The sequence below is a fragment of the Streptomyces sp. GbtcB6 genome, from assembly GCF_019091475.1.
In the GTDB taxonomy this organism is placed as follows: domain Bacteria; phylum Actinomycetota; class Actinomycetes; order Streptomycetales; family Streptomycetaceae; genus Streptomyces; species Streptomyces hyaluromycini.
Map to the genome: position 1 here is coordinate 83,940 of NZ_JAGXJL010000005.1, position 17,144 is coordinate 101,083.

The 17,144-nt window shown below is 69.1% G+C and carries 18 protein-coding genes and 1 pseudogene; 14 read left to right on the top strand and 5 right to left on the bottom strand.

Going from position 1 to position 17,144, the window contains the following annotated elements; translation table 11 throughout:
- The first annotated feature begins 62 nt into the window (after nt 1-62).
- Together KVT45_RS10730 and KVT45_RS10735 are read left to right on the top strand one after the other, a co-directional pair.
- Nucleotides 63-1,307 (top strand): GNAT family N-acetyltransferase, encoded by a 1,245-nt coding sequence (locus KVT45_RS10730; protein ID WP_217546333.1) that lies wholly within the window; start codon nt 63-65, stop codon nt 1,305-1,307.
- Nucleotides 1,308-1,663: 356 nt separating this feature from the next.
- Entirely contained in the window at nt 1,664-2,584 is a 921-nt protein-coding gene (locus tag KVT45_RS10735; protein WP_217546334.1) for a winged helix-turn-helix domain-containing protein, read from the top strand.
- A 46-nt stretch (nt 2,585-2,630) separates the two neighbouring features.
- Here the strand turns inward: KVT45_RS10735 and KVT45_RS10740 are convergent, their stop codons facing one another.
- Nucleotides 2,631-2,822, bottom strand: a complete 192-nt coding sequence (locus KVT45_RS10740; RefSeq protein WP_217546336.1) for a hypothetical protein — start codon at nt 2,820-2,822, stop codon at nt 2,631-2,633.
- Between the two features lie 145 nt (nt 2,823-2,967).
- Here KVT45_RS10740 and KVT45_RS10745 point away from each other — a divergent pair, with 145 nt between their 5' ends.
- The 3 genes from KVT45_RS10745 (at nt 2,968) to KVT45_RS10755 (ending at nt 5,597) form a co-directional block, all read left to right on the top strand.
- Complete coding sequence (locus tag KVT45_RS10745; protein WP_217546338.1) at nt 2,968-3,837, top strand: FadR/GntR family transcriptional regulator; 870 nt, start codon at nt 2,968-2,970, stop codon at nt 3,835-3,837.
- A gap of 29 nt (nt 3,838-3,866) precedes the next feature.
- Nucleotides 3,867-4,580, top strand: coding sequence for an HAD-IA family hydrolase (locus KVT45_RS10750; protein ID WP_308310699.1), 714 nt, complete (start codon nt 3,867-3,869; stop codon nt 4,578-4,580).
- Between the two features lie 144 nt (nt 4,581-4,724).
- On the top strand, nt 4,725-5,597 hold the full coding sequence (locus KVT45_RS10755; protein ID WP_217546341.1) for a winged helix-turn-helix domain-containing protein: 873 nt from the start codon (nt 4,725-4,727) through the stop codon (nt 5,595-5,597).
- 5 nt (nt 5,598-5,602) lie between these two features.
- On the opposite strand, the gene KVT45_RS10760 is transcribed toward KVT45_RS10755, so the two are convergent.
- Together KVT45_RS10760 and KVT45_RS10765 are read right to left on the bottom strand one after the other, a co-directional pair.
- Nucleotides 5,603-6,496 (bottom strand): hypothetical protein, encoded by an 894-nt coding sequence (locus KVT45_RS10760; RefSeq protein ID WP_217546343.1) that lies wholly within the window; start codon nt 6,494-6,496, stop codon nt 5,603-5,605.
- A gap of 192 nt (nt 6,497-6,688) precedes the next feature.
- Nucleotides 6,689-7,432, bottom strand: a complete 744-nt coding sequence (locus tag KVT45_RS10765) for an HAD family hydrolase (RefSeq protein ID WP_217546345.1) — start codon at nt 7,430-7,432, stop codon at nt 6,689-6,691.
- Between the two features lie 254 nt (nt 7,433-7,686).
- On the opposite strand from KVT45_RS10765, the gene KVT45_RS10770 reads away from it, so the two are divergent.
- The 4 genes from KVT45_RS10770 to KVT45_RS10785 all read left to right on the top strand — a co-directional run bounded on the left by KVT45_RS10770 (nt 7,687) and on the right by KVT45_RS10785 (nt 12,277).
- The gene (locus KVT45_RS10770; protein WP_217546346.1) at nt 7,687-8,790 is read left to right on the top strand and encodes an aminoglycoside phosphotransferase family protein; all 1,104 of its coding nucleotides are present in this window, start codon (nt 7,687-7,689) and stop codon (nt 8,788-8,790) included.
- A 194-nt stretch (nt 8,791-8,984) separates the two neighbouring features.
- Complete coding sequence (locus KVT45_RS10775; protein WP_217546348.1) at nt 8,985-9,590, top strand: TetR family transcriptional regulator; 606 nt, start codon at nt 8,985-8,987, stop codon at nt 9,588-9,590.
- 52 nt (nt 9,591-9,642) lie between these two features.
- Complete coding sequence (locus tag KVT45_RS10780) at nt 9,643-11,646, top strand: AAA family ATPase (RefSeq protein WP_217546350.1); 2,004 nt, start codon at nt 9,643-9,645, stop codon at nt 11,644-11,646.
- A 154-nt stretch (nt 11,647-11,800) separates the two neighbouring features.
- Nucleotides 11,801-12,277 (top strand): HAD domain-containing protein, encoded by a 477-nt coding sequence (locus KVT45_RS10785; RefSeq protein WP_217546351.1) that lies wholly within the window; start codon nt 11,801-11,803, stop codon nt 12,275-12,277.
- A 4-nt stretch (nt 12,278-12,281) separates the two neighbouring features.
- On the opposite strand, the gene KVT45_RS10790 is transcribed toward KVT45_RS10785, so the two are convergent.
- Nucleotides 12,282-13,190, bottom strand: a complete 909-nt coding sequence (locus KVT45_RS10790; protein ID WP_217546353.1) for a LysR family transcriptional regulator — start codon at nt 13,188-13,190, stop codon at nt 12,282-12,284.
- 179 nt (nt 13,191-13,369) lie between these two features.
- On the opposite strand from KVT45_RS10790, the pseudogene KVT45_RS10795 reads away from it, so the two are divergent.
- Nucleotides 13,370-13,921 (top strand): annotated as a pseudogene (locus KVT45_RS10795) (DUF6817 domain-containing protein); the annotation flags it as partial.
- A gap of 51 nt (nt 13,922-13,972) precedes the next feature.
- Entirely contained in the window at nt 13,973-14,344 is a 372-nt protein-coding gene (locus KVT45_RS10800) for a VOC family protein (protein WP_217546824.1), read from the top strand.
- A gap of 44 nt (nt 14,345-14,388) precedes the next feature.
- Here KVT45_RS10800 and KVT45_RS10805 read toward each other — a convergent pair whose 3' ends face one another.
- Nucleotides 14,389-15,048: a class I SAM-dependent methyltransferase gene (locus KVT45_RS10805; protein WP_217546355.1), complete on the bottom strand. Its 660-nt coding sequence runs from the start codon at nt 15,046-15,048 to the stop codon at nt 14,389-14,391.
- Between the two features lie 233 nt (nt 15,049-15,281).
- On the opposite strand from KVT45_RS10805, the gene KVT45_RS10810 reads away from it, so the two are divergent.
- The 3 genes from KVT45_RS10810 (at nt 15,282) to KVT45_RS10820 (ending at nt 17,137) form a co-directional block, all read left to right on the top strand.
- Nucleotides 15,282-15,713, top strand: coding sequence for a DUF1062 domain-containing protein (locus tag KVT45_RS10810; protein ID WP_308310700.1), 432 nt, complete (start codon nt 15,282-15,284; stop codon nt 15,711-15,713).
- 243 nt (nt 15,714-15,956) lie between these two features.
- Nucleotides 15,957-16,427 carry a helix-turn-helix domain-containing protein gene (locus KVT45_RS10815; RefSeq protein ID WP_217546359.1) on the top strand — a complete coding sequence of 157 codons (471 nt, stop codon included), beginning with the start codon at nt 15,957-15,959 and terminating at the stop codon, nt 16,425-16,427.
- A 77-nt stretch (nt 16,428-16,504) separates the two neighbouring features.
- Nucleotides 16,505-17,137 carry a hypothetical protein gene (locus KVT45_RS10820; protein ID WP_217546361.1) on the top strand — a complete coding sequence of 211 codons (633 nt, stop codon included), beginning with the start codon at nt 16,505-16,507 and terminating at the stop codon, nt 17,135-17,137.
- Nucleotides 17,138-17,144 lie beyond the last annotated feature (7 nt).

Consider the following 17,144-nt stretch of genomic DNA (forward strand, 5'->3'; position numbering starts at 1 on the left):
CCCACCGGCCCGCAGCCAAAATTGAATCGGCACCACCCCTACCCAACACCTACCGTGCTGTCATGACTGACGCCGTCGAAGTCCGCCCCATATCCGAACCCGAGCTGGCCGACTGGCACCGGGCCCTGTCCACCGGTTTCCTCCAGACACCCACCCTCTCGGCCGACCAACTCGAGGCCCGCCGAAGGCAGTTCGTACCGGGCAGGCTTCTCGGCGCCTTCGACGGCCCCCGCTGTGTGGCGACGTTCCGCTCCTTCGACCAGGAGCTGACCGCGGTCGGCGGCGCGACCGTCCCCGCCGACGCCATCTCGAACGTCACCGTGACCGCCACCCACCGCCGCCGCGGTCTGCTCACCCGCATGATGAGCCAGGACCTGGCCGCGGCGAAGGAGCGCGGAGACGTGGTCGCGACCCTGATCGCCGCCGAGTACCCGATCTACGGCCGCTACGGCTTCGGCCCGGCGACCACGCTGACGGAGTGGACGATCGAGGTCCCGCGGACCGGTCTGGACCCGCGCTGGTCGGGCCCCGGGGACGGCGGCCGTATCGACCTCGTCGACGGCGAGGACATCCGCAAGCTCGGCCCCGACCTGCATGAACGCATCCGGCGCAGCACCCCCGGCGCCGTCAGCCGCAGCGATCTGTGGTGGCAGTTGCGTACCGGTGTGGTCCGCTTCGACGAGTCGTGGAAGGAGCCCTACTTCGCGGTGTACCGCTCGGCGGCCGGCGAGGTGGAGGGCATCGCGTCCTACGAGTCGGACGACAACTGGCAGGGCAAGCAGCCGTACAACACGGCCGAGGTGCACTGGCTGCTCGGCACGACCCCGGCGGCCGAGCGCGCGCTGTGGCACTACCTGTGCTCGATCGACTGGATCACCCGGGTGAAGACCGGCTGGCGGTCGCCGGACGACCTGCTGCCGCACTACCTGCCCGACCCGCGCGCCGCACGCGTCGCCAACCAGGCGGACTGGCTGTGGGTGCGGATCCTGGACGTCGCACGGGCTCTGGAGGCGCGGACGTACGACAGGGCGGGATCGCTGGTCCTTGAGGTGGCGGACCGGCAGGGGCTGGCCGGCGGCCGGTTCAGGCTGGACGCCTCCCCCGATGGGGCGTCCTGCACCCCGACCACCGACACCCCCGACCTCGCCCTCGGCGTCGCCGAGCTGGCGAGTGTCTGGCTCGGTGACCAGTCCGTGGCACGGTTGCACGCGCTCGGACGGGTCCAGGAAGAGCGAGTGGGCGCCGCCCGGGAGGCCGACGCCCTGCTGCGCGCGCCCGGGCGTCCTTGGTGCCCGGACATCTTCTGAGACGGTCTCCTTCCTCCCGGGGACGGGTGCCTGAATCACCTTGTTCAGTTGTGTCTGTGCTGTTGAGCCTGTGCTGCTCATCCGTAGCGAGCTGTGAAGTTGTGGCTGTGCGGGTCTGCCTGTGTTCGGTTGTCGGTGTTCAGTTGTGACTGTGCTGGTCGTGCGCCCCGACAGCCGGCCCTGGTGGACCGGGCTCCCGGCTCCCCTCCGGAAGGGAACCCGGATGGCCAACCGCCGAGGAAGTATGACCATGTTGCATGAGTTGGTGACCAACTCCACAGTACTTATCTCCACTTGGATGCGACTCATAACCACCTTCCCGTGAACTGCCGAAAGATGGCGGGAAGTTGTACTGTTTGTCCGTGGACCCGGAACTCGCCTCCGTCAATGGGCGGAAGAGGTCACAGCGGCCTCAGGCGTCACACCGCGAGGTGGCCGACGAACTGCGCACCCGGATCAGGTCCGGGGTGCTGCGGCCGGGCCAGCGCATGCCCACACAGGCCAAGCTGGCCGACGAGTTCGGCGTCGAGCGCGGGGCCGTTCGGCAGGCACTGCGCATCCTGCAGTCGGAGCACCTGCTCACCAACGTGTCGAAGGGTGCTCCGGCGACGGTGGCCCAGGGTCCGGGCCCGGCACGGTCCGCGGTGGGCTCGGGGGCGCCGCCGCAACCGACCATGGTGGCCCTCACCCCCCGCATAGAGGCGGCCTTCGCGGCGTCGCACGTGAGGATCGACGCGCTCTGCCTGACCTCGGTCTCGCTCAACCTCGCGCTCGGCGGGCCGCTGCGGCTCATTCACGCGGGGAGTCTGGAACCGGCCAAGATCGACGTCAGGGTGCTGCTGCCGAGCCGGAACATCGACCTCGCGTTCCCGACGGCGGTGGCGGCTGACACCTCGGCCGGGGACGCGGTGCACGACCGCTGGCTGGCCCAGCGCAACGCACAGGGCCAGGTGCTGCGGCACAACCTGCTGGCGCTGCGCGCCACGCACGGCATCGACGTGCACGTCACCTTCCGGGCCCTGCCGTTCACCCCGCCGGTCAAGCTGTACCTGCTCAACGGGGCGGAGGCGCTCTTCGCCTACTACACGCTGGGGCGCCACGAGCGGGAGATCGACCACGAGCACCTGCAGACGTACGACGCCGAGGGCACGCGGTCGATGCTCTTCGCCTTCGAACAGGGCGCGGGGCTGCGGGACACCACGTTCGTGGACCAGTCCACGAGGTGGTTCGACGCCCTGTGGGAGACGATCAGTTCCGAGCTGCACCTGACGTCCTAGGGTCCGGGGACCGGACGGGTCCAGGACCGGACACGGGCCCAGATGCCTACAGGGCGGGCCCGGTGAGCATCAGGGCGAGCAGGACGGCGCCGGCGGAGCTGAACGCCGGGCTCTTGGCCTTGACCCCCACGGTGAGCAACAGCAGACCGATAATGCCAGTGGCACCGTACTTCGACTGGACCATCTGCTCGAAGCCGATGACGAAGACGGCGGAGACGAGAGCGAGGGCGGCAGGCATGGTGGTTCCCCCCATCAGTCGGGAAGCGAGGCTTCCGCCAACTCAATCAAGTTGGTAACCAACTCTGATTAAGTTGTCCCCAGTTGGCTACTACTTATAAACAACCTTCAAACAACTCCCGCTAGATGGATCAAAGTTGTAGCGTTTGGTCGTGACTCAGGAGAACGTGGCAGTGAACGCCGGCAGCACACCCAAGGAGATCGCCGACATCCTGCGGGAGCGGATCCGCTCGGGCGACCTCAGGGTGGGCGACCGCCTGCCCACCCAGGCCGAACTGGCCGAGGAGTTCGGGGTGGAGCGGGGGACCGTTCGCCAGGTCGTGCGGGCACTGCAGGACGACGGTTTCCTCGTCGACGTCGGCAAGGGCAGCCCGCCGCGCATCGCCGGCCCGCGACCCCCGGCGCTGGACGAACCCCAGCCGACGATGGTCGGCCTCGGCCCCCGCATGACGGAGGCGTTCGCCGCCGCGCACGTTCGCATCGACGCCGCCTGCCTCACCGCCCAGAGCCTGCTGCCGGCGCTCGCCGAGCCCCTGCGCATGATCCACGAGGGCCGGATCCGTCCCGAACGCATCGACGTCCGCGTCCTGCTGCCCAGCCGGGACATCCCGCTCGCCTTCCCGACGGCGGTCGACGGCGACGACGACACGGTCCACAACCGCTGGCTCGGCATGCGCAACGCCCAGGGCCAGGTCCTCCAGTACAACCTCCAGGGCCTGCGCTCCACGCACAAGATCGACGTGAACGTCACCTTCCGGGCCCTGCCGTTCACCCCGCCGATCAAGCTGTACCTGCTCAACGGCGCGGAGGCGCTCTTCGCGTACTACACGGTCACCCGCCGCGAGGAGCAGACGGAGGACGGCCCGCTCGACATGTACGACGCCGTCGGCTCGGAATCCCTCCTCTTCTCGTTCGAGAAACGGACCGGCCAGCGGGACGCCGCGTTCGTGGACCAATCCCAGAAGTGGTTCGACGCCCTCTGGGAAACCATCACGACGGACCTGACACTCTCTTAGTGACTTCTGATACGACGCAGACTGAACTGGTGGCAGCCAAGCGCAAGAACGCGACCGAAGAGCTCACGGAACTGGTCGGAAGCGCCCGTGTCGTCCTCTGGGACTTCGACGGGCCGATCTGTCGGCTGTTCGCGGGACACTCGGCGGCGGGCGTGGCCGGCGAGCTGGTCGAGTGGCTGGCGAGCCGGGGCCTGCACAGCCTGGTCACGGACACCGAGCGGGACTCCCTCGACCCGCACCTCGTGCTGCGCGCGGTGGACCGCCGACGCCCCGGCAGCGACCTGGTCGCGGAGCTGGAGGAACGTCTCACCAAGGAGGAGTTGCGGGCCACGTCGACGGCGATGCCCACGGCGTTCGCGGACATCGTCATCCAGACGTGGCGAGCGCGGGGCGCCCGCATGGCGGTCACCACCAACAACTCCCCCCGGGTGGTCCGCGCCTACCTCGACGACCGTGCCCTGACCCCCTGCTTCGCCCCGCACATCTACGGCCGCACCCAGGACCTGCACCGCCTCAAGCCCGACCCGCACTGCCTCAACCGCGCCCTCAACGCGATGGGCGCCGCCCCCGCCGCGGCCCTGATGATCGGCGACTCGCCGACGGACTTCCAGGCGGCCCGGACGGCCGGGGTGCCGTTTCTGGGCTACGCGCGTAACGCACGGAAAGCCAAGCTCTTGACCGAGGCCGGCGCCGAGTACGTGGTGGGGTCCTTGTGGCCGCTGCTGGAGATACTCCGGCACTAGGCGGCGCCCGGGCATGCCTGCCTGGTTGTCGGTCAATATCAGGCAGGTCCGGGCAGCTTGATCCGTTAACCGGGTACGGCAGCAGGGCCTCCTGCCTGACCGAGGCGTGTTTGCACGGCGGGTTGGGAAGGGGACGTTCGCTGTATGGCGGCCAGGCAAGCGCGTGACGGTGGTGGCAGGGCGTTCCGGCAGGTCTCCGAGGCGCTGCGGGCCCGGATGATGGACGGGACGTACCAGCTGGGTACCGAACTGCCCGCGCAGGGCAGGCTCGCCGAGGAGTTCGGGGTGTCCCGTGACACGGTCCAGCGTGTGGTGCGCGAACTGGGCAACGAGGGGTGGATCGAATCCCGTCAGGGCAGCCCGGCACGGGTCGTCAAGGTCCAGCGCGTGCAGTCCACCACGGCCAAGGCCAGCAGGTCACGGCAGGTGCTGACGCTGGGGCCGCTGATAAGCGAGGCGTTCGAGCAGCCCGACGTCTCCCTGGACGTCTTCACGTTGACCTCGGAGAGTCTGGACGCACACATCCGGGTGCAGTCCGAGCGCATCCGCGCCGGTGCCATCGCTCCGCGCAGAATCGGTGTACGGATGCTGCTGCCTGACCCGGCGCTAGACCTGCCGTATCCCGTCAGCAGGCAGGACAAGGACGATCCGCGCCTGCGGGAGCGGCTGCGCGCCATCACCGACCGGCACACGGAATCGCTGCGCACCGTGCTGAGGGACCTGCAGGTCGAGGGGTTTGTGCCGTCCGTCGACGTACAGATCAGGCATGTGCGGCTGGTGCCGGCCTTCAAGCTCTACGTCATCAACAGGACAGAAGTGCTGCACGGCCTCTACGAGGTGATCGGACGGCCCATCATCCTGGGCACGGGCGAGGAGATCGACGCGCTCGACGTGCTGGGTCTGGGCGCGATGCTGACCCACCACGTCGAGGACGCCGACCCGAACTCGCCGGGATCGGTCTTCGTGCTGAAGATGAAGGCCTGGTACGAGTCGGTCTGGCACCTGCTCGCGAGTTAGGCTCGTTATGCGGACGTGCTCTGCTGTCTCGGACGTGTCCACCGGGGGTCGCCGATCACGGGGTGCTCTGGTTTGATCTCGGCGAGCTTTTGCCACAGATTCTCGTACCACGCGATGTGGTGATCCGCGATCTCTCTGACCGGATGGGAATTCGATTTCAGATCCCAGCCGATGTAACGGGCTCGTCCGTAGAGCGGCGCGAATCCTTGGGCGTCGAGGATCTCGTACTGATTCTCCTGCGGTCCGACGGTGTCCGGCTCGATCCCGTAGGGAGTGGTGAAGACTCGCTCACGGTTCAGGATGTACAGCTTCCGATCCGGTATCTGTGTCGCCTCCCGGATCTCGCACGATATGGCCATTTTCGGATTTTTTGCCTGTATGGCGTTGAGCATGCCCTTGAGCCTCGTCCAATTGGGTTTGGTGAACTCGTCGCGCATGCGTTCGCGATTTTTCGGGGAGTCCGCGAAATAATACTTCGTAGTGTCTGATTCGCTCGCTCGTGGTGCCGGAACGAGGCCTCCCGGCAGCCCCATCGGAAGGTTCAGGTGGGCGATGATGATGCGAAGATGCAGCTCGACCGTGTGTACTTCTCGGTCGGCCATCTTCCGCATCGGTACGGCAATCGCCTCAAGCAGTGTCTCCATGGTGAAGCCGGAGAAATCGACGTGTACGCTGCGGGCGCTGAAGGCTTCCCTGAATTCATCGTGCAATGTGTCCGAGTCGGCGAACACATAGACACCCGCGGCCTCTTTGGAGCCGGACTCGCTGATGGCGTCGTAGAGGATGAGGGCGATCAGCGATGCGAAGGAACCCCCCAGTAGCTGCTGATCCTTGAGGGCGTCGCCGAGCGGACCGATCAGAGCGCCGGCGCCTTGCAGGACGGCGGTCAGTCCCAGCACCGACTTGACGATGCGGGGTTTCCAGCTGCTCAGCGTGGACCGGATACGGTCGAGTCTGGTCGGGCCATTGCCGGCTGGACTGCGAGAAGACACCCAAACCCCCTGTGGGCGCCGCGGCTTCGTGGCGCCGACGCTGCCCGGTAGCTCTCCGTGCAGCCATCATGCCCGGCGTCACTTCGCAGCACCAGAAGGTCAGTTGGGACTCGATCTGCCTTCCACGGCCTCGATGAGGGGTTTATGGGAGGACACGACGTACTTCGCGCCGAGGTCCAGCATCTGCGCCGCGCGCTCGGGCGACTGCGTGTAACCGAGGAAGGGGGTTCCGGCTTGCTGTGCCGCACTGAGATCGGTCAACTGGTCGCCGATGAGAAGAGCCGCCTCGGGCGGCAGGCCGACGTACTTCAGGGCGCGCTCCACCGAACCGGGGTGGGGCTTCATGTCTCGTAGCAGCGGGTCGCGGCCTGCGACGGCGTAGACCTTCTCCTGCCGCTGGACCCGCTCGCCCTTGAAGAACTCCCAGATGGGCCCGTCGGAGTTGTTGCTGACGATGACGAGGGGCGGACCGTGCTTGGAAAGCACGTCGACGAGGCGGACCAGATGGGGTGCCGGCATCGCTGTCTTGACGGCTTCGTACTCGTATCCGGTGACGATTTTTTCGGCTTCGACGAGTCCCTGGGGATCGAGCCGTTCGGGGGCCGACCGGTCGTACATCTCCCGCAGCAGGCGGAGGATGCCGTGCGAATCGTCGCATGCGTCGACCTCTGGATCGACGTAGCCCCAGACCACCCGTACGGCCGCCTTGATCTCGCGGGCCACGGGGGCCGTCGACCGACCGCGGAACAGGTCGGTGACCGGTCCGTCGAAGTCGAGCAGTACGGCATGCACGTCCGTCAGCAACTCCCGCAGAGCCGCACCGTGATCGGCTGCGCTGCTCATGGGCTTCCTCCTGTCGCCTCGGCCAGTGTGGACCACGTCGCGCGCGGCGGCCAGCACCGCAGCTCATGGCGCGCGAGGGACCCGGAGTGAGCGGACGCAGGGTGATTCATCGTTGCACATACGTGCGTCCAATCGTTGTCCCGCGAGACCAGGTTCGACGAGTCGTGGACGTCTGGCACGATGCACGCCAGCACAGGAGTACCGTGCTCCCACTTCTGCACCCTTCGGAAGGGTCACGGCGAAAGAAACGGGCAATGTCACTCGAACTGGCTTCCCTTGCTCGGCTGCACGCGGTCGAGATGAGTGGCGACGAGGGTGTGGTCGAAGGGCCGCTCCACGGTTACCACCACGAGACGTATGTCTTTCCGCTGTCCGGGGAAATGGAGGGTGGGCGATCGGGGCGCTGGAAATGCCGGGAGCCGCGTGCCGACCTTCTCTGGTTCGATCGTCGATGCTTCTCTTCCGAGGAGAACTTGCTGAGAGCTCTCCACGGTCAGGTTCTCCGAATTCCGGATATTATCGATGTTGATGGAATCGGGTTGCAGAGTTTTATCGAGGGGGATACCCTCGCTTATTTTCATAAATCGGGGACCGTGATCCCCGGTCATTTTCTTGATCAGATCATGGACTTGTTCCGGCAGATGGTCGGCATTCGGCCCGATTCCCTTTCGGTCGAACGGCGGTGCAAGCTCGACGACCGTCCCGATGACGGTGACACGGACGGTTTCCTGGAGCGGCTCGTCCTTTTCGCCGAGCAGCGGGTCTACCGGGCGAACCTGGAGAGGTTCGCCAGCCTGTTCGAGGATCTCTGGCTGGGTGAAGATTCGTTCAGGCATCTCCGGAAAAACGTCTTCGGGCTGGAGAGACGCCCTTTCTGCCTGCTCCACGCCGATCTGCATCGCGAGAACTTCATCGTTGATGCCGAGTCCACGCTGTGGACGATCGACTGGGAACTCGCGATGCTGGGCGACCCGCTGTACGACCTGGCAACGCATCTCCATTTGATGCGCTATCCGGCACGACAGGAGCGTGTTGTCGCCCAGCGCTGGTGCGAGACTGTTGAAGGCGTCCGTGCCGGCAGCTCGAACGGCTGGGGGGACGACCTGGAACGTCTGCTCACCTACAAGAAGGCCCAGTCCGTCTTCACCGACGTGATCCGCACCGCCCTGGAACTGGACACCGACCCGGAGCCGAGCTGGTGGCAGATCGCGCCCGCCGCATTCAAGGTTCGCAAGGTGCTGGCCGTCGCCGCGTCGTCCTTGGGACTCGAAGAGGTTCCCGGAACCCGCAGGATCGTGACGGCATTGATGCGATGGTGTCGCGAACACGGCTCCGCCCCCGCTGAGAACGTGCCGTGACACCGGACGGGCTGTGGACTCGTGCGCCATGTACCGGCTCTCCGGACCGACCTGAACGTGTGGTCCCGGGAGGGCGCGGCCGAGGCCGCGGCGGCGACCTGAACCAAACACTTCGACGATCTGTGGAGCCTCGCGAAGCTCCCGCAGCGGCGGCAGGAGACCTCGCTCTGACCACCGCTGCGTAGGCTCCCCCCATGGGTGAGATGGGCCTGCGTGAGCGCAAGAAGCGGCGGATGTACGAGGACGTGTCGGACATCGCCGTGCGGCTGTTCCTGGCGAAGGGGTTCGACGCGGTGTCGGTCGCCGAGGTGGCCGCCGCCGCCGGGATCTCCAAGCCGACGCTGTTCCGGTACTTCCCGGCCAAGGAGGACCTGGTCCTGCACCGGATCGCCGACCACGAGACGGAGGCCGCGCGGCTGGTCGCGGGGGCCGACTCCCCGGTCGGCGTGCTGAGGGCCCACTTCCTGGACGGACTCCGGCGCAGCGACCCGATCACCGGGCTCAACGACCACCCGCAGGTCCTCGCCTTCCACACTCTGCTCAACAGCACCCCCACCCTGGTCGCCCGGCAGTACGCCTACCTGGAGCGGTCGGAGGCCGCGCTCGCCGAGGCCCTCGGCGGCACCCTGGAGGCCAGGCTGGCCGCCGGCCAGATCATCGCCGTACAGCGGATCCTCGCGCAGGACAACTGGCGGCGGATCGCGGCGGGGGAGCGGGTCGAGGACGTGCGGGAAGGCGCGGTGCGGGCGGCGGAGGAGGCGTTCGGACGGCTGGAGCGGTCACTGGCGGACCCCGGCTGAGTTCCGGTAAAAAATTTAACCCGGTCACGATTTCTCGTTTACGCTGTTCCCCATGCAGCAGGAACTCGACCGCGAACGCGCCTACCACGACATCTGCCGAGCCGCCCTCGCCCGCATGGTCGAAGGCGCCGTCGAGCACGTCGTCACCGGTGAGGACGTCTCCGCGTCCGGTGCCGACGCCGAAGTGCTCGGGTACCGGCTGCGCAGCCGGGCCAAGGAGATGCGCGAGCTCCCGGAAGGACCGCTGTTCTTCGGCAAACTGGACTTCGACGCGGGAGAGCACGCGGGGCAGAGCTACCGCATCGGCCGGCTGCGGATCAGCGAGGAGCCGACCGCCCCGCCCCTCGTCGTCGACTGGCGCGCCCCCGTCTCCCGCGCCTTCTACCAGGCCGGCCCCGACGACCCGCAGGGCGTGGCGGTACGCCGGCGGTTCGGCTGGGCGCCCGGCAGCCGCGGTGCCTCCGCCGACCTCACGGGGATGGAGGACGAGCGGCTCGGCAAGGGGGAGTCCGGGACCGGGACACTGCTCACCCGGGAGATCGAACGGCCCCGCGTCGGCCCCATGCGCGACATCGCCGCCACCATCCAGCCCGACCAGGACGACCTGGTCCGCGCCGGCCTCGCCGACTCCGTCTGCGTCCAGGGCGCCCCGGGCACCGGCAAGACCGCCGTCGGCCTGCACCGCGCCGCCTACCTCCTCTACACCCACCCGCAGCGCATCCGCCGCTCCGGCCTCCTGATCCTCGGCCCCAACCGCACCTTCCTCTCCTACATCTCCGAGGTCCTCCCCGCCCTGGGCGAGACCGGCGTACGGCAGACGACCCTGCCCGAGGAGATCGGCCGCCACCCGGTCACCGGCACCGACCCCGACCGCACCGCCGCGCTCAAGCACGACCCGCGGATGGCCGAGGTCCTGCGCCGCGCCCTGTACGCCCACATCCGCACGGACGCCGTCACCCCCCTCTCGCTCTCCGACGGCACGTACACCTGGCGGGTGCCGGCCGGCACTCTGACGGCGATCGTCGAGGGGGTACGGGACGAGGAGCCGCCGTACGCCGTCGGACGGGAGCGGGTGCGGGGGCGGGCGATGCGGGCCGTACAGCTCCAGGCCGAACGGCGGGCGGGTCCGCAGCCCGGCGCCTGGACCCGGCGCCTGGAACGCTCCCGTGCGATGGGCGCCTACCTCGACACCGTCTGGCCGAAGGTGCGCCCGGAGGAGGTGGTGGCCGAACTCCTCACGGACGAGGGGGTGCTGGCGGCGGCCGCCGAAGGGCTCCTGACCTCCGGCGAACAGCGTGACCTGCGCTGGGCCCGCCCGCCGCGCTCGTACAAGTCCGCCCGCTGGTCGGCCGCCGACCTGGTCCTCCTCGACGAGGTCGCGGGGCTCGTCGAACACCCCGAGGGGTACGGCCACATCGTCGTCGACGAGGCCCAGGACCTGTCTCCCATGGAGTGCAGGGCGATCGCCCGGCGGGCCGTCTTCGGCTCCCTCACCGTCCTCGGCGACCTCGCGCAGGCCACCACGCCCTGGTCGGCGCGGAGTTGGGACACAGTACTGGGCCACCTGGGCAAGCCGGACGCAGCCGTCGTCCCGCTCACCACCGGTTTCCGCGTCCCGGCGGCGGTCGTGGCCCTGACCAACCGGCTGCTGCAACGCCTGGGCACGGACGTACCCCCGGCCGAGTCGTACCGCGGCGACGGCGAGGTGCGGATCCGCCCGGCCGACGACGTGCACGCGGCGACGGTCACCGCCGTCCGGGAGGCCCTGGCCCACGAGGGGTCGGTGGGGGTCGTGGCGGCGGACGCCCAGGTGACCGCCGTACGCGAGGCGCTGACGGCCGCCGGCGTCGAACCGGCGGGACCGGACGAACTGGGCGCACGGGTGGCCGTGGTCCCGGCGAGCATGGTCAAGGGCCTGGAGTACGACCACGTGGTGGCCGTGGAACCGGCGGCGGTGGCGGAGGGGGAGGAACGGGGGCTGCACCGGCTGTACGTGGTCCTGACGAGGGCGGTGTCCCGGCTGGACGTGGTGCATGCGAGACCGTTGCCGTTCTAGGGGACGGTGGGGGCAACGCCCTGCTTCTGGCTTTTAAGGGGCGCGGAGCCGTATCAATATGCGGCTCCGCCGCGTGGGCGCGACCAGCCCCCACGCACCCGCAGCCGCCCTGCAACCTTTCCCGGCACTCTCTGCGATGCGATCCTGTCCCCCGATGCTCCTCTTCCTAGACATCGACGGAACCCTCATCCCCTTCGGCGCCCCCGCCGACCACCCCTACCCGGTCTACGGGGCCGCCCCAACCTCATCGGCCCCCCTCCTCACCCGCATCGACCCCGCCCTCGGCCCCCGCCTGGCCGCCCTCCGCTGCGACCTCGTCTGGGCCACCACCTGGATGGACGACGCCAACGACTGCGTCGCCCCCTGGCTGGGCCTGCCCCCGCTGCCGGTCGTGGAGTGGCCGGACGAGGAGGCGCCGCCGGCCCTGCTGCACTGGAAGACCCGGCCCCTGGTGGCGTGGGCCGGGCAGCGGCCGTTCATCTGGATCGACGACGAGCTCACCGAGGCCGACCGCGCCTGGGTCGCCGCCCACCACCACGCGCCCGCCCTGCTGCACCGCGTCGACCACCAGTTCGGTCTGACGGAGGCGGACTTCGCGGTGCTGGAGGACTGGCTGGCCAGCCGGCGCTGACGCCTCACACCCGGCGCGGCGCGCTCGCGGTGACGCAGTCCGCGACGGTGTCGGCGAAGACCCGGGCGAGCGGGGAGAGCGCGTCCCAGCGGCGCACCGCCCAGCCGACGGTCAGGGGAGGCAGGTCGGGGACAGGGATGAGCCGGAGAGGGTCGTCGCCGCCGGGTGCCCGGCGGCCGGGCAGTGCGGGTACGACGGCGTGGCCGAGGCCGAGTTCCGCCAGCAGGAGGGCGGTGTCCCAGTCGGCGACGCCGGTGTCGGAGCTGCTCCGGACGCCCAGTTCGGTGAACGCGGCGTCGAGGCGGGCACCCGAGGTGGAGCTCTGCGGCAGCCGGATGAGGCGGATGCCGGCGAGATCGGCCACCTCGATACGGGCCCGATGCGCGAGCGGGTCGTCGGTGCGGACGGCCAGTACCCAGGGCAGGTCCACGACAGGGCGCTGCTCGATGCCGCGGACCGGGCTGCCGAGGGTGACCCAGGCGAGGTCGAGGTGGCCGGCGGCGAGGGCGTCGAAGCAGCTGCGGCTGGAGGTCTCCGTCTGGAACTCCAGGCTCACCTTCGGGTAGCGCTGCCGAAAGGCGACGATGGCCTCGGACATGAAGTGCCGTACGGTCGTTCCGCCCGTGGTGACGCGTACCGAGCCGCTGTCGCCGTCGACGAGGTCGCCGAGGCGCCGCAGCGCCGAGTCCAGACCGGCGATGCCGTCGGCGGCCGCGTCCCACAGGATCCGTCCGGCGTGGGTGGGTACGACGCCTCGTGACTGGCGCTCCAGGAGGCTCACGCCGGTCTCCCGTTCCAGCCGCTTCACGTGCTGGCTGACCGCGGACTGGGTGCAGGCCAGCTCCCGGGCCACGGCGCTGAGGCTGCCCGCCCGGCACACGGCCACGAAGACACGCAGGTCGTCCAGAGTCATGTACCCCAAGCTACAGCTTGGGTCTGTCTAGAAATCCTTAGGATTGACTGGGGTTGGCGGTACTCGCGATGATCGGCGCAGGGCCCTGGGCGGCAACCCGTCCGGCGCCTTCGCGGGGTCCGGACCCCTGGCGGAGGCACGGACGGGTGCCGACCCGAGCGACGGAAGGAACCCGCCTCGTGTCCGCTTCCCCCGTACCTCCTGATGCCTCAGCTCGTGCCGTCGCGCTCCTGCGTGCGCTCGGTGCCGCCGAGATCGACCACCCCGGCGGCACGCTTCTCGTGCACCTCCAGCGCGTCCAGGAGCTACTCGCCGCCTGGGGCGCCCGCCCCGCCCTCCAACTCGCGGGCCTGTGCCACGCGTTCTACGGCACCGACGGCTTCCCCACCGCCCTGCTCCCGCTGGACCGCCGTACCGAACTCGTGGCGGTGATCGGTGCGGAGGCCGAGGCGATCGTGTACCTCTACGCCTCGTGCGACCGGAAGGCCACCTACCCGGCGCTCGCGAACCCCGACGGGGCCTTCCACGACCGCTTCACCGGACATGCCCGTGTTCCCGAACCCGGGTTGCGCCGGGACTTCGCCGAGCTGTCCGCCGCCAACGAACTCGATCTCGCCCGCGTCGACCCGTCCTTCCGCGAGGAGTGGGGAGCCCGACTCCTGGCCCTGTTCACCCGCTTCCGCCCCCTGCTGAGCCGGCCGGCCTGGTCCGCGTGCCGCGCCGTTCTCGCTCCGCACCTAGGGTGTTCAGCGCGGAAGTCCACTGATCGGCCCGGAGGCGCCATGTCCCTGCAGATGAAGCTGGTCGCTATAACGCTCGACTGCCCTGATCCGCTGGCTCTGGCGGCGTTCTATCAGCAGGCCACCGGTCTTGAGCCGCATCCGAAGTCGGACGCCGACTTCGCGGGTCTCAACGGTGAGCACGGACTTCTCATCGGTTTTCAGCGGGTCGACGACTACCGGGCGCCGAACTGGCCCGGCCAGACCGTTCCCCAGCAGCTCCACATCTGCTTCAAGGTCGACGAGGACCTGGCCGAGGCCGAAGCCCGGCTGCTGGAGCTGGGCGCGGGCAAGCCGGATCACCAGCCGCACGGCGACAAGGCACGGGTCCTCACCGATCCGGTCGGCCATCCGTTCTGCATCACCACGCGCTGATCGGCGCTGCCGGCTGACGCACCTCCGCGTGCGCATGCGTGGCGTCAGCGGGCGAGGCGGGTCGGCTTGCGAGCCAGGATCTGGATTCCCTCGGACTCGTGCCCGTTCATGGTGGCGACGGTGATGCGGCGGGTGCCGGCGATCTCGAAGTCCGCGAGCAGGGAGGTGAACCATTCGCCCGGGTGGTGGCGGCAGACCGCGCCGTCGCCGGTCTCGAACACCCCGTAGGTGCCGTGGCGTTCCGCGAACCTGGCATAGCGGTCACGATTGCGCTCGTCGTCCTGGAGCAGCAGGTCGCTGAGGTAGAGCATTCCGCCCGGCCTGAGCACGCGGCTCAGTTCGCCGACCAGTCGTCGCTGTGCGTCGTCGCCGGGTACGCAGGTCAGCACCGCGAAGAGGAGGACCACGTCGATGCTCGCGTCCGGGAGGGCCGTCTCCGGCGGCGGGTCCAGTACGGCGAAGCGCATCGTGGGATGCAGGGTGCGTGCCCGGGAGGTCATCCCCGGTGAGGTGTCGACGCCGGAGAGGTCGGTGAAGCCCCGCTGTTCGAGGGCGTGCATGGTCCGGCCGTAGCCGCACCCGTAGTCCAGCAGCGCGGCATGCCGGTCGATGCCGTCCAGCCACGGCATGTGCAGTGGGTGCGTGAACGTCTTGGTCGTCGCGGCGGCGTCCCAGTAGGCGGTCTGGCTGTCTGGGGCGGACATGGCGGATACCTCCGTCGCACTCTGGAACAGCCCGGAAACCCGTGGAACCGCACCCTCGTGGGCTGTTACCGTCAATCTGCCCGTAGTCACCCCGTCAAGGACGTGCCGTTGTACACCAAGTGAGAACCCCCGAGCGCTGATCCGTCGCGCGTCGCACATGTGCCACGCGCTCCTTTTCGCTGCGGTCTTCTCACTGGAACCGGTGTATTTCTGTGTCCAAGAACCGGGTGGTCGTGCCCACTTGCCTATCGCTGGTCCTCCGCCGTTGCCACAGGTGCGCCTCCGGGTGCTTCCGGGCGAACGGCGAGTTCCGGGTCAACCCGAACCACAAGCCCCTCGACGCCTGGCTCCTCGCGCTGTGCACCGGGCGCGGGGGCACCACCAAGGCCGCTGTCCTGGAGCGGATGAACGTGCGCTCCGTACGGCCCGAGGTTCTGAACCTGCTGTACGGCAGCGCCCCCGGCCCGGCTGCCGGGCTGCTTCAGTGGCCGGTCGTACGGCGCCGCGACGTGGGCGGCTCGCGGCGGACCGGGCGGCCGGCCTGGCAGTCGCCGTACGGTCCGCCGCGGCGCCGGGCACACCGCGGCCGGTGGGCGCCTGTGCCGGGGGTGGCCTGGTCCCCGTCCGATTTGCGGCGGGGATACCTGTGCGACCGGTGCGTCTGAGCGGCGAGCTCCCGGGCGACTCCGCTTTCATGCTCAAGCGCTGAGTCCTTCCGGCCCGGGGCCTGTCCGGCGGTATCCGATCCGCCGGTCAGGCCCTGGCGGCACGCCGGAGCCGGGGCGATGTCGGTCGGCCCGCAATTGCGACGTCTACGGGCTCGGCCGCACGGCCATCCGGGTATGGCGCGGCACACTTTTGCAAGCGGGTGCTTGCAATTGTTAGCGGGGGTGGGGCACTGTGGAGACATGGCATCGCTGAACGTCGGCAATCTCGGTGAGTATCTGCGTGAACAGCGGCGCAACGCGCAGCTGTCACTCAGGCAGCTCGCCGATGCCGCCGGGGTGTCCAATCCGTACCTGAGCCAGATCGAGCGCGGGCTGCGCAAGCCGAGCGCGGAGGTGCTGCAGCAGGTCGCCAAGGCCCTGCGGATCTCCGCCGAGACGCTGTACGTCCGCGCCGGAATCCTCGACGCCGAGCGGGATCTGAACGAGGTGGAGACCCGTGCGGTCATCCTCGCCGACCCCACCCTCGACGAGCGGCAGAAGCAGGTGCTGCTGCAGATCTACGAGTCGTTCAGGAAAGAGAACGGCTTCGGGTCGGGCGAGGAGCGCGCGAGCGACACGGACACCCCCGGCGCCAAGGGTGACGCCGGCGGCGAGACCGGTGACAGCGACACCGACGACAGCGAGACCGATCCGCGGCGGACGGCCGGATGAGCCGGCCAAGCGCGCCGGCCGCCGCGCCGCGGACCACAAAACCCTCAGCCGAACTTTAATACGGGAGGACCATCACCATGGCCATCACCGACGACCTGCGCAAGACCCTCAGCGACCCGACTCCGCTCTACTTCGCCGCCGGCACCGCCGACCTGGCCCTCCAGCAGGCCAAGAAGGTCCCCGGCCTGGTCGAGCAGCTGCGCGCCGAGGCCCCGGCCCGCATCGAGGCGGTCCGCCACACCGACCCGAAGGCCGTGCAGGAGAAGGCCACCGCCCGCGCCAAGGAGGCCGGTGCCAAGGCCAAGGAGGCGCAGGTCAACCTCCAGTCCAAGGTCAACGACTTCATCGTCTCCCTCGACGGCGACCTCAAGAAGCTCGGCGAGTCCGCCCAGGACTTCGCCCTGCGCGGGGTCGGCGTGGCCGCCGAGTACGCGGTCAAGGCCCGTGAGACCTACGAGAAGGTCGCCGAGCACGGCGAGCAGGCCGTGAAGACCTGGCGTGGTGAGGCCGCCGACGAGATCGAGGACCTGGCCATCGCCGTCGAGGGCAAGCCCGAGCCGGTCGTGGTCAAGGAAGAGGAGAAGAAGGCGGAGGAGCCGAAGGCCGCCGAGGCCAAGCCGACCGCGGTGAAGAAGGCCCCGGCCGCCAAGAAGACCCCGGCCCCCCGCAAGGCCACCCCGGTCAGGAAGACCACCCCGCCGGCCAAGTAACCGCGGC

Coding starts and splice junctions, on each gene's coding strand:
- KVT45_RS10730 (WP_217546333.1), top strand. CDS start 63: ATGACTGACGCCGTCGAAGTCCGCCCCATATCCGAACCCGAGCTGGCC.
- KVT45_RS10740 (WP_217546336.1), bottom strand. CDS start 2,822: ATGCCTGCCGCCCTCGCTCTCGTCTCCGCCGTCTTCGTCATCGGCTTC.
- KVT45_RS10755 (WP_217546341.1), top strand. CDS start 4,725: ATGGCGGCCAGGCAAGCGCGTGACGGTGGTGGCAGGGCGTTCCGGCAG.
- KVT45_RS10765 (WP_217546345.1), bottom strand. CDS start 7,432: ATGAGCAGCGCAGCCGATCACGGTGCGGCTCTGCGGGAGTTGCTGACG.
- KVT45_RS10770 (WP_217546346.1), top strand. CDS start 7,687: ATGTCACTCGAACTGGCTTCCCTTGCTCGGCTGCACGCGGTCGAGATG.
- KVT45_RS10775 (WP_217546348.1), top strand. CDS start 8,985: ATGGGTGAGATGGGCCTGCGTGAGCGCAAGAAGCGGCGGATGTACGAG.
- KVT45_RS10780 (WP_217546350.1), top strand. CDS start 9,643: ATGCAGCAGGAACTCGACCGCGAACGCGCCTACCACGACATCTGCCGA.
- KVT45_RS10785 (WP_217546351.1), top strand. CDS start 11,801: ATGCTCCTCTTCCTAGACATCGACGGAACCCTCATCCCCTTCGGCGCC.
- KVT45_RS10790 (WP_217546353.1), bottom strand. CDS start 13,190: ATGACTCTGGACGACCTGCGTGTCTTCGTGGCCGTGTGCCGGGCGGGC.
- KVT45_RS10800 (WP_217546824.1), top strand. CDS start 13,973: ATGTCCCTGCAGATGAAGCTGGTCGCTATAACGCTCGACTGCCCTGAT.
- KVT45_RS10805 (WP_217546355.1), bottom strand. CDS start 15,048: ATGTCCGCCCCAGACAGCCAGACCGCCTACTGGGACGCCGCCGCGACG.
- KVT45_RS10815 (WP_217546359.1), top strand. CDS start 15,957: ATGGCATCGCTGAACGTCGGCAATCTCGGTGAGTATCTGCGTGAACAG.
- KVT45_RS10820 (WP_217546361.1), top strand. CDS start 16,505: ATGGCCATCACCGACGACCTGCGCAAGACCCTCAGCGACCCGACTCCG.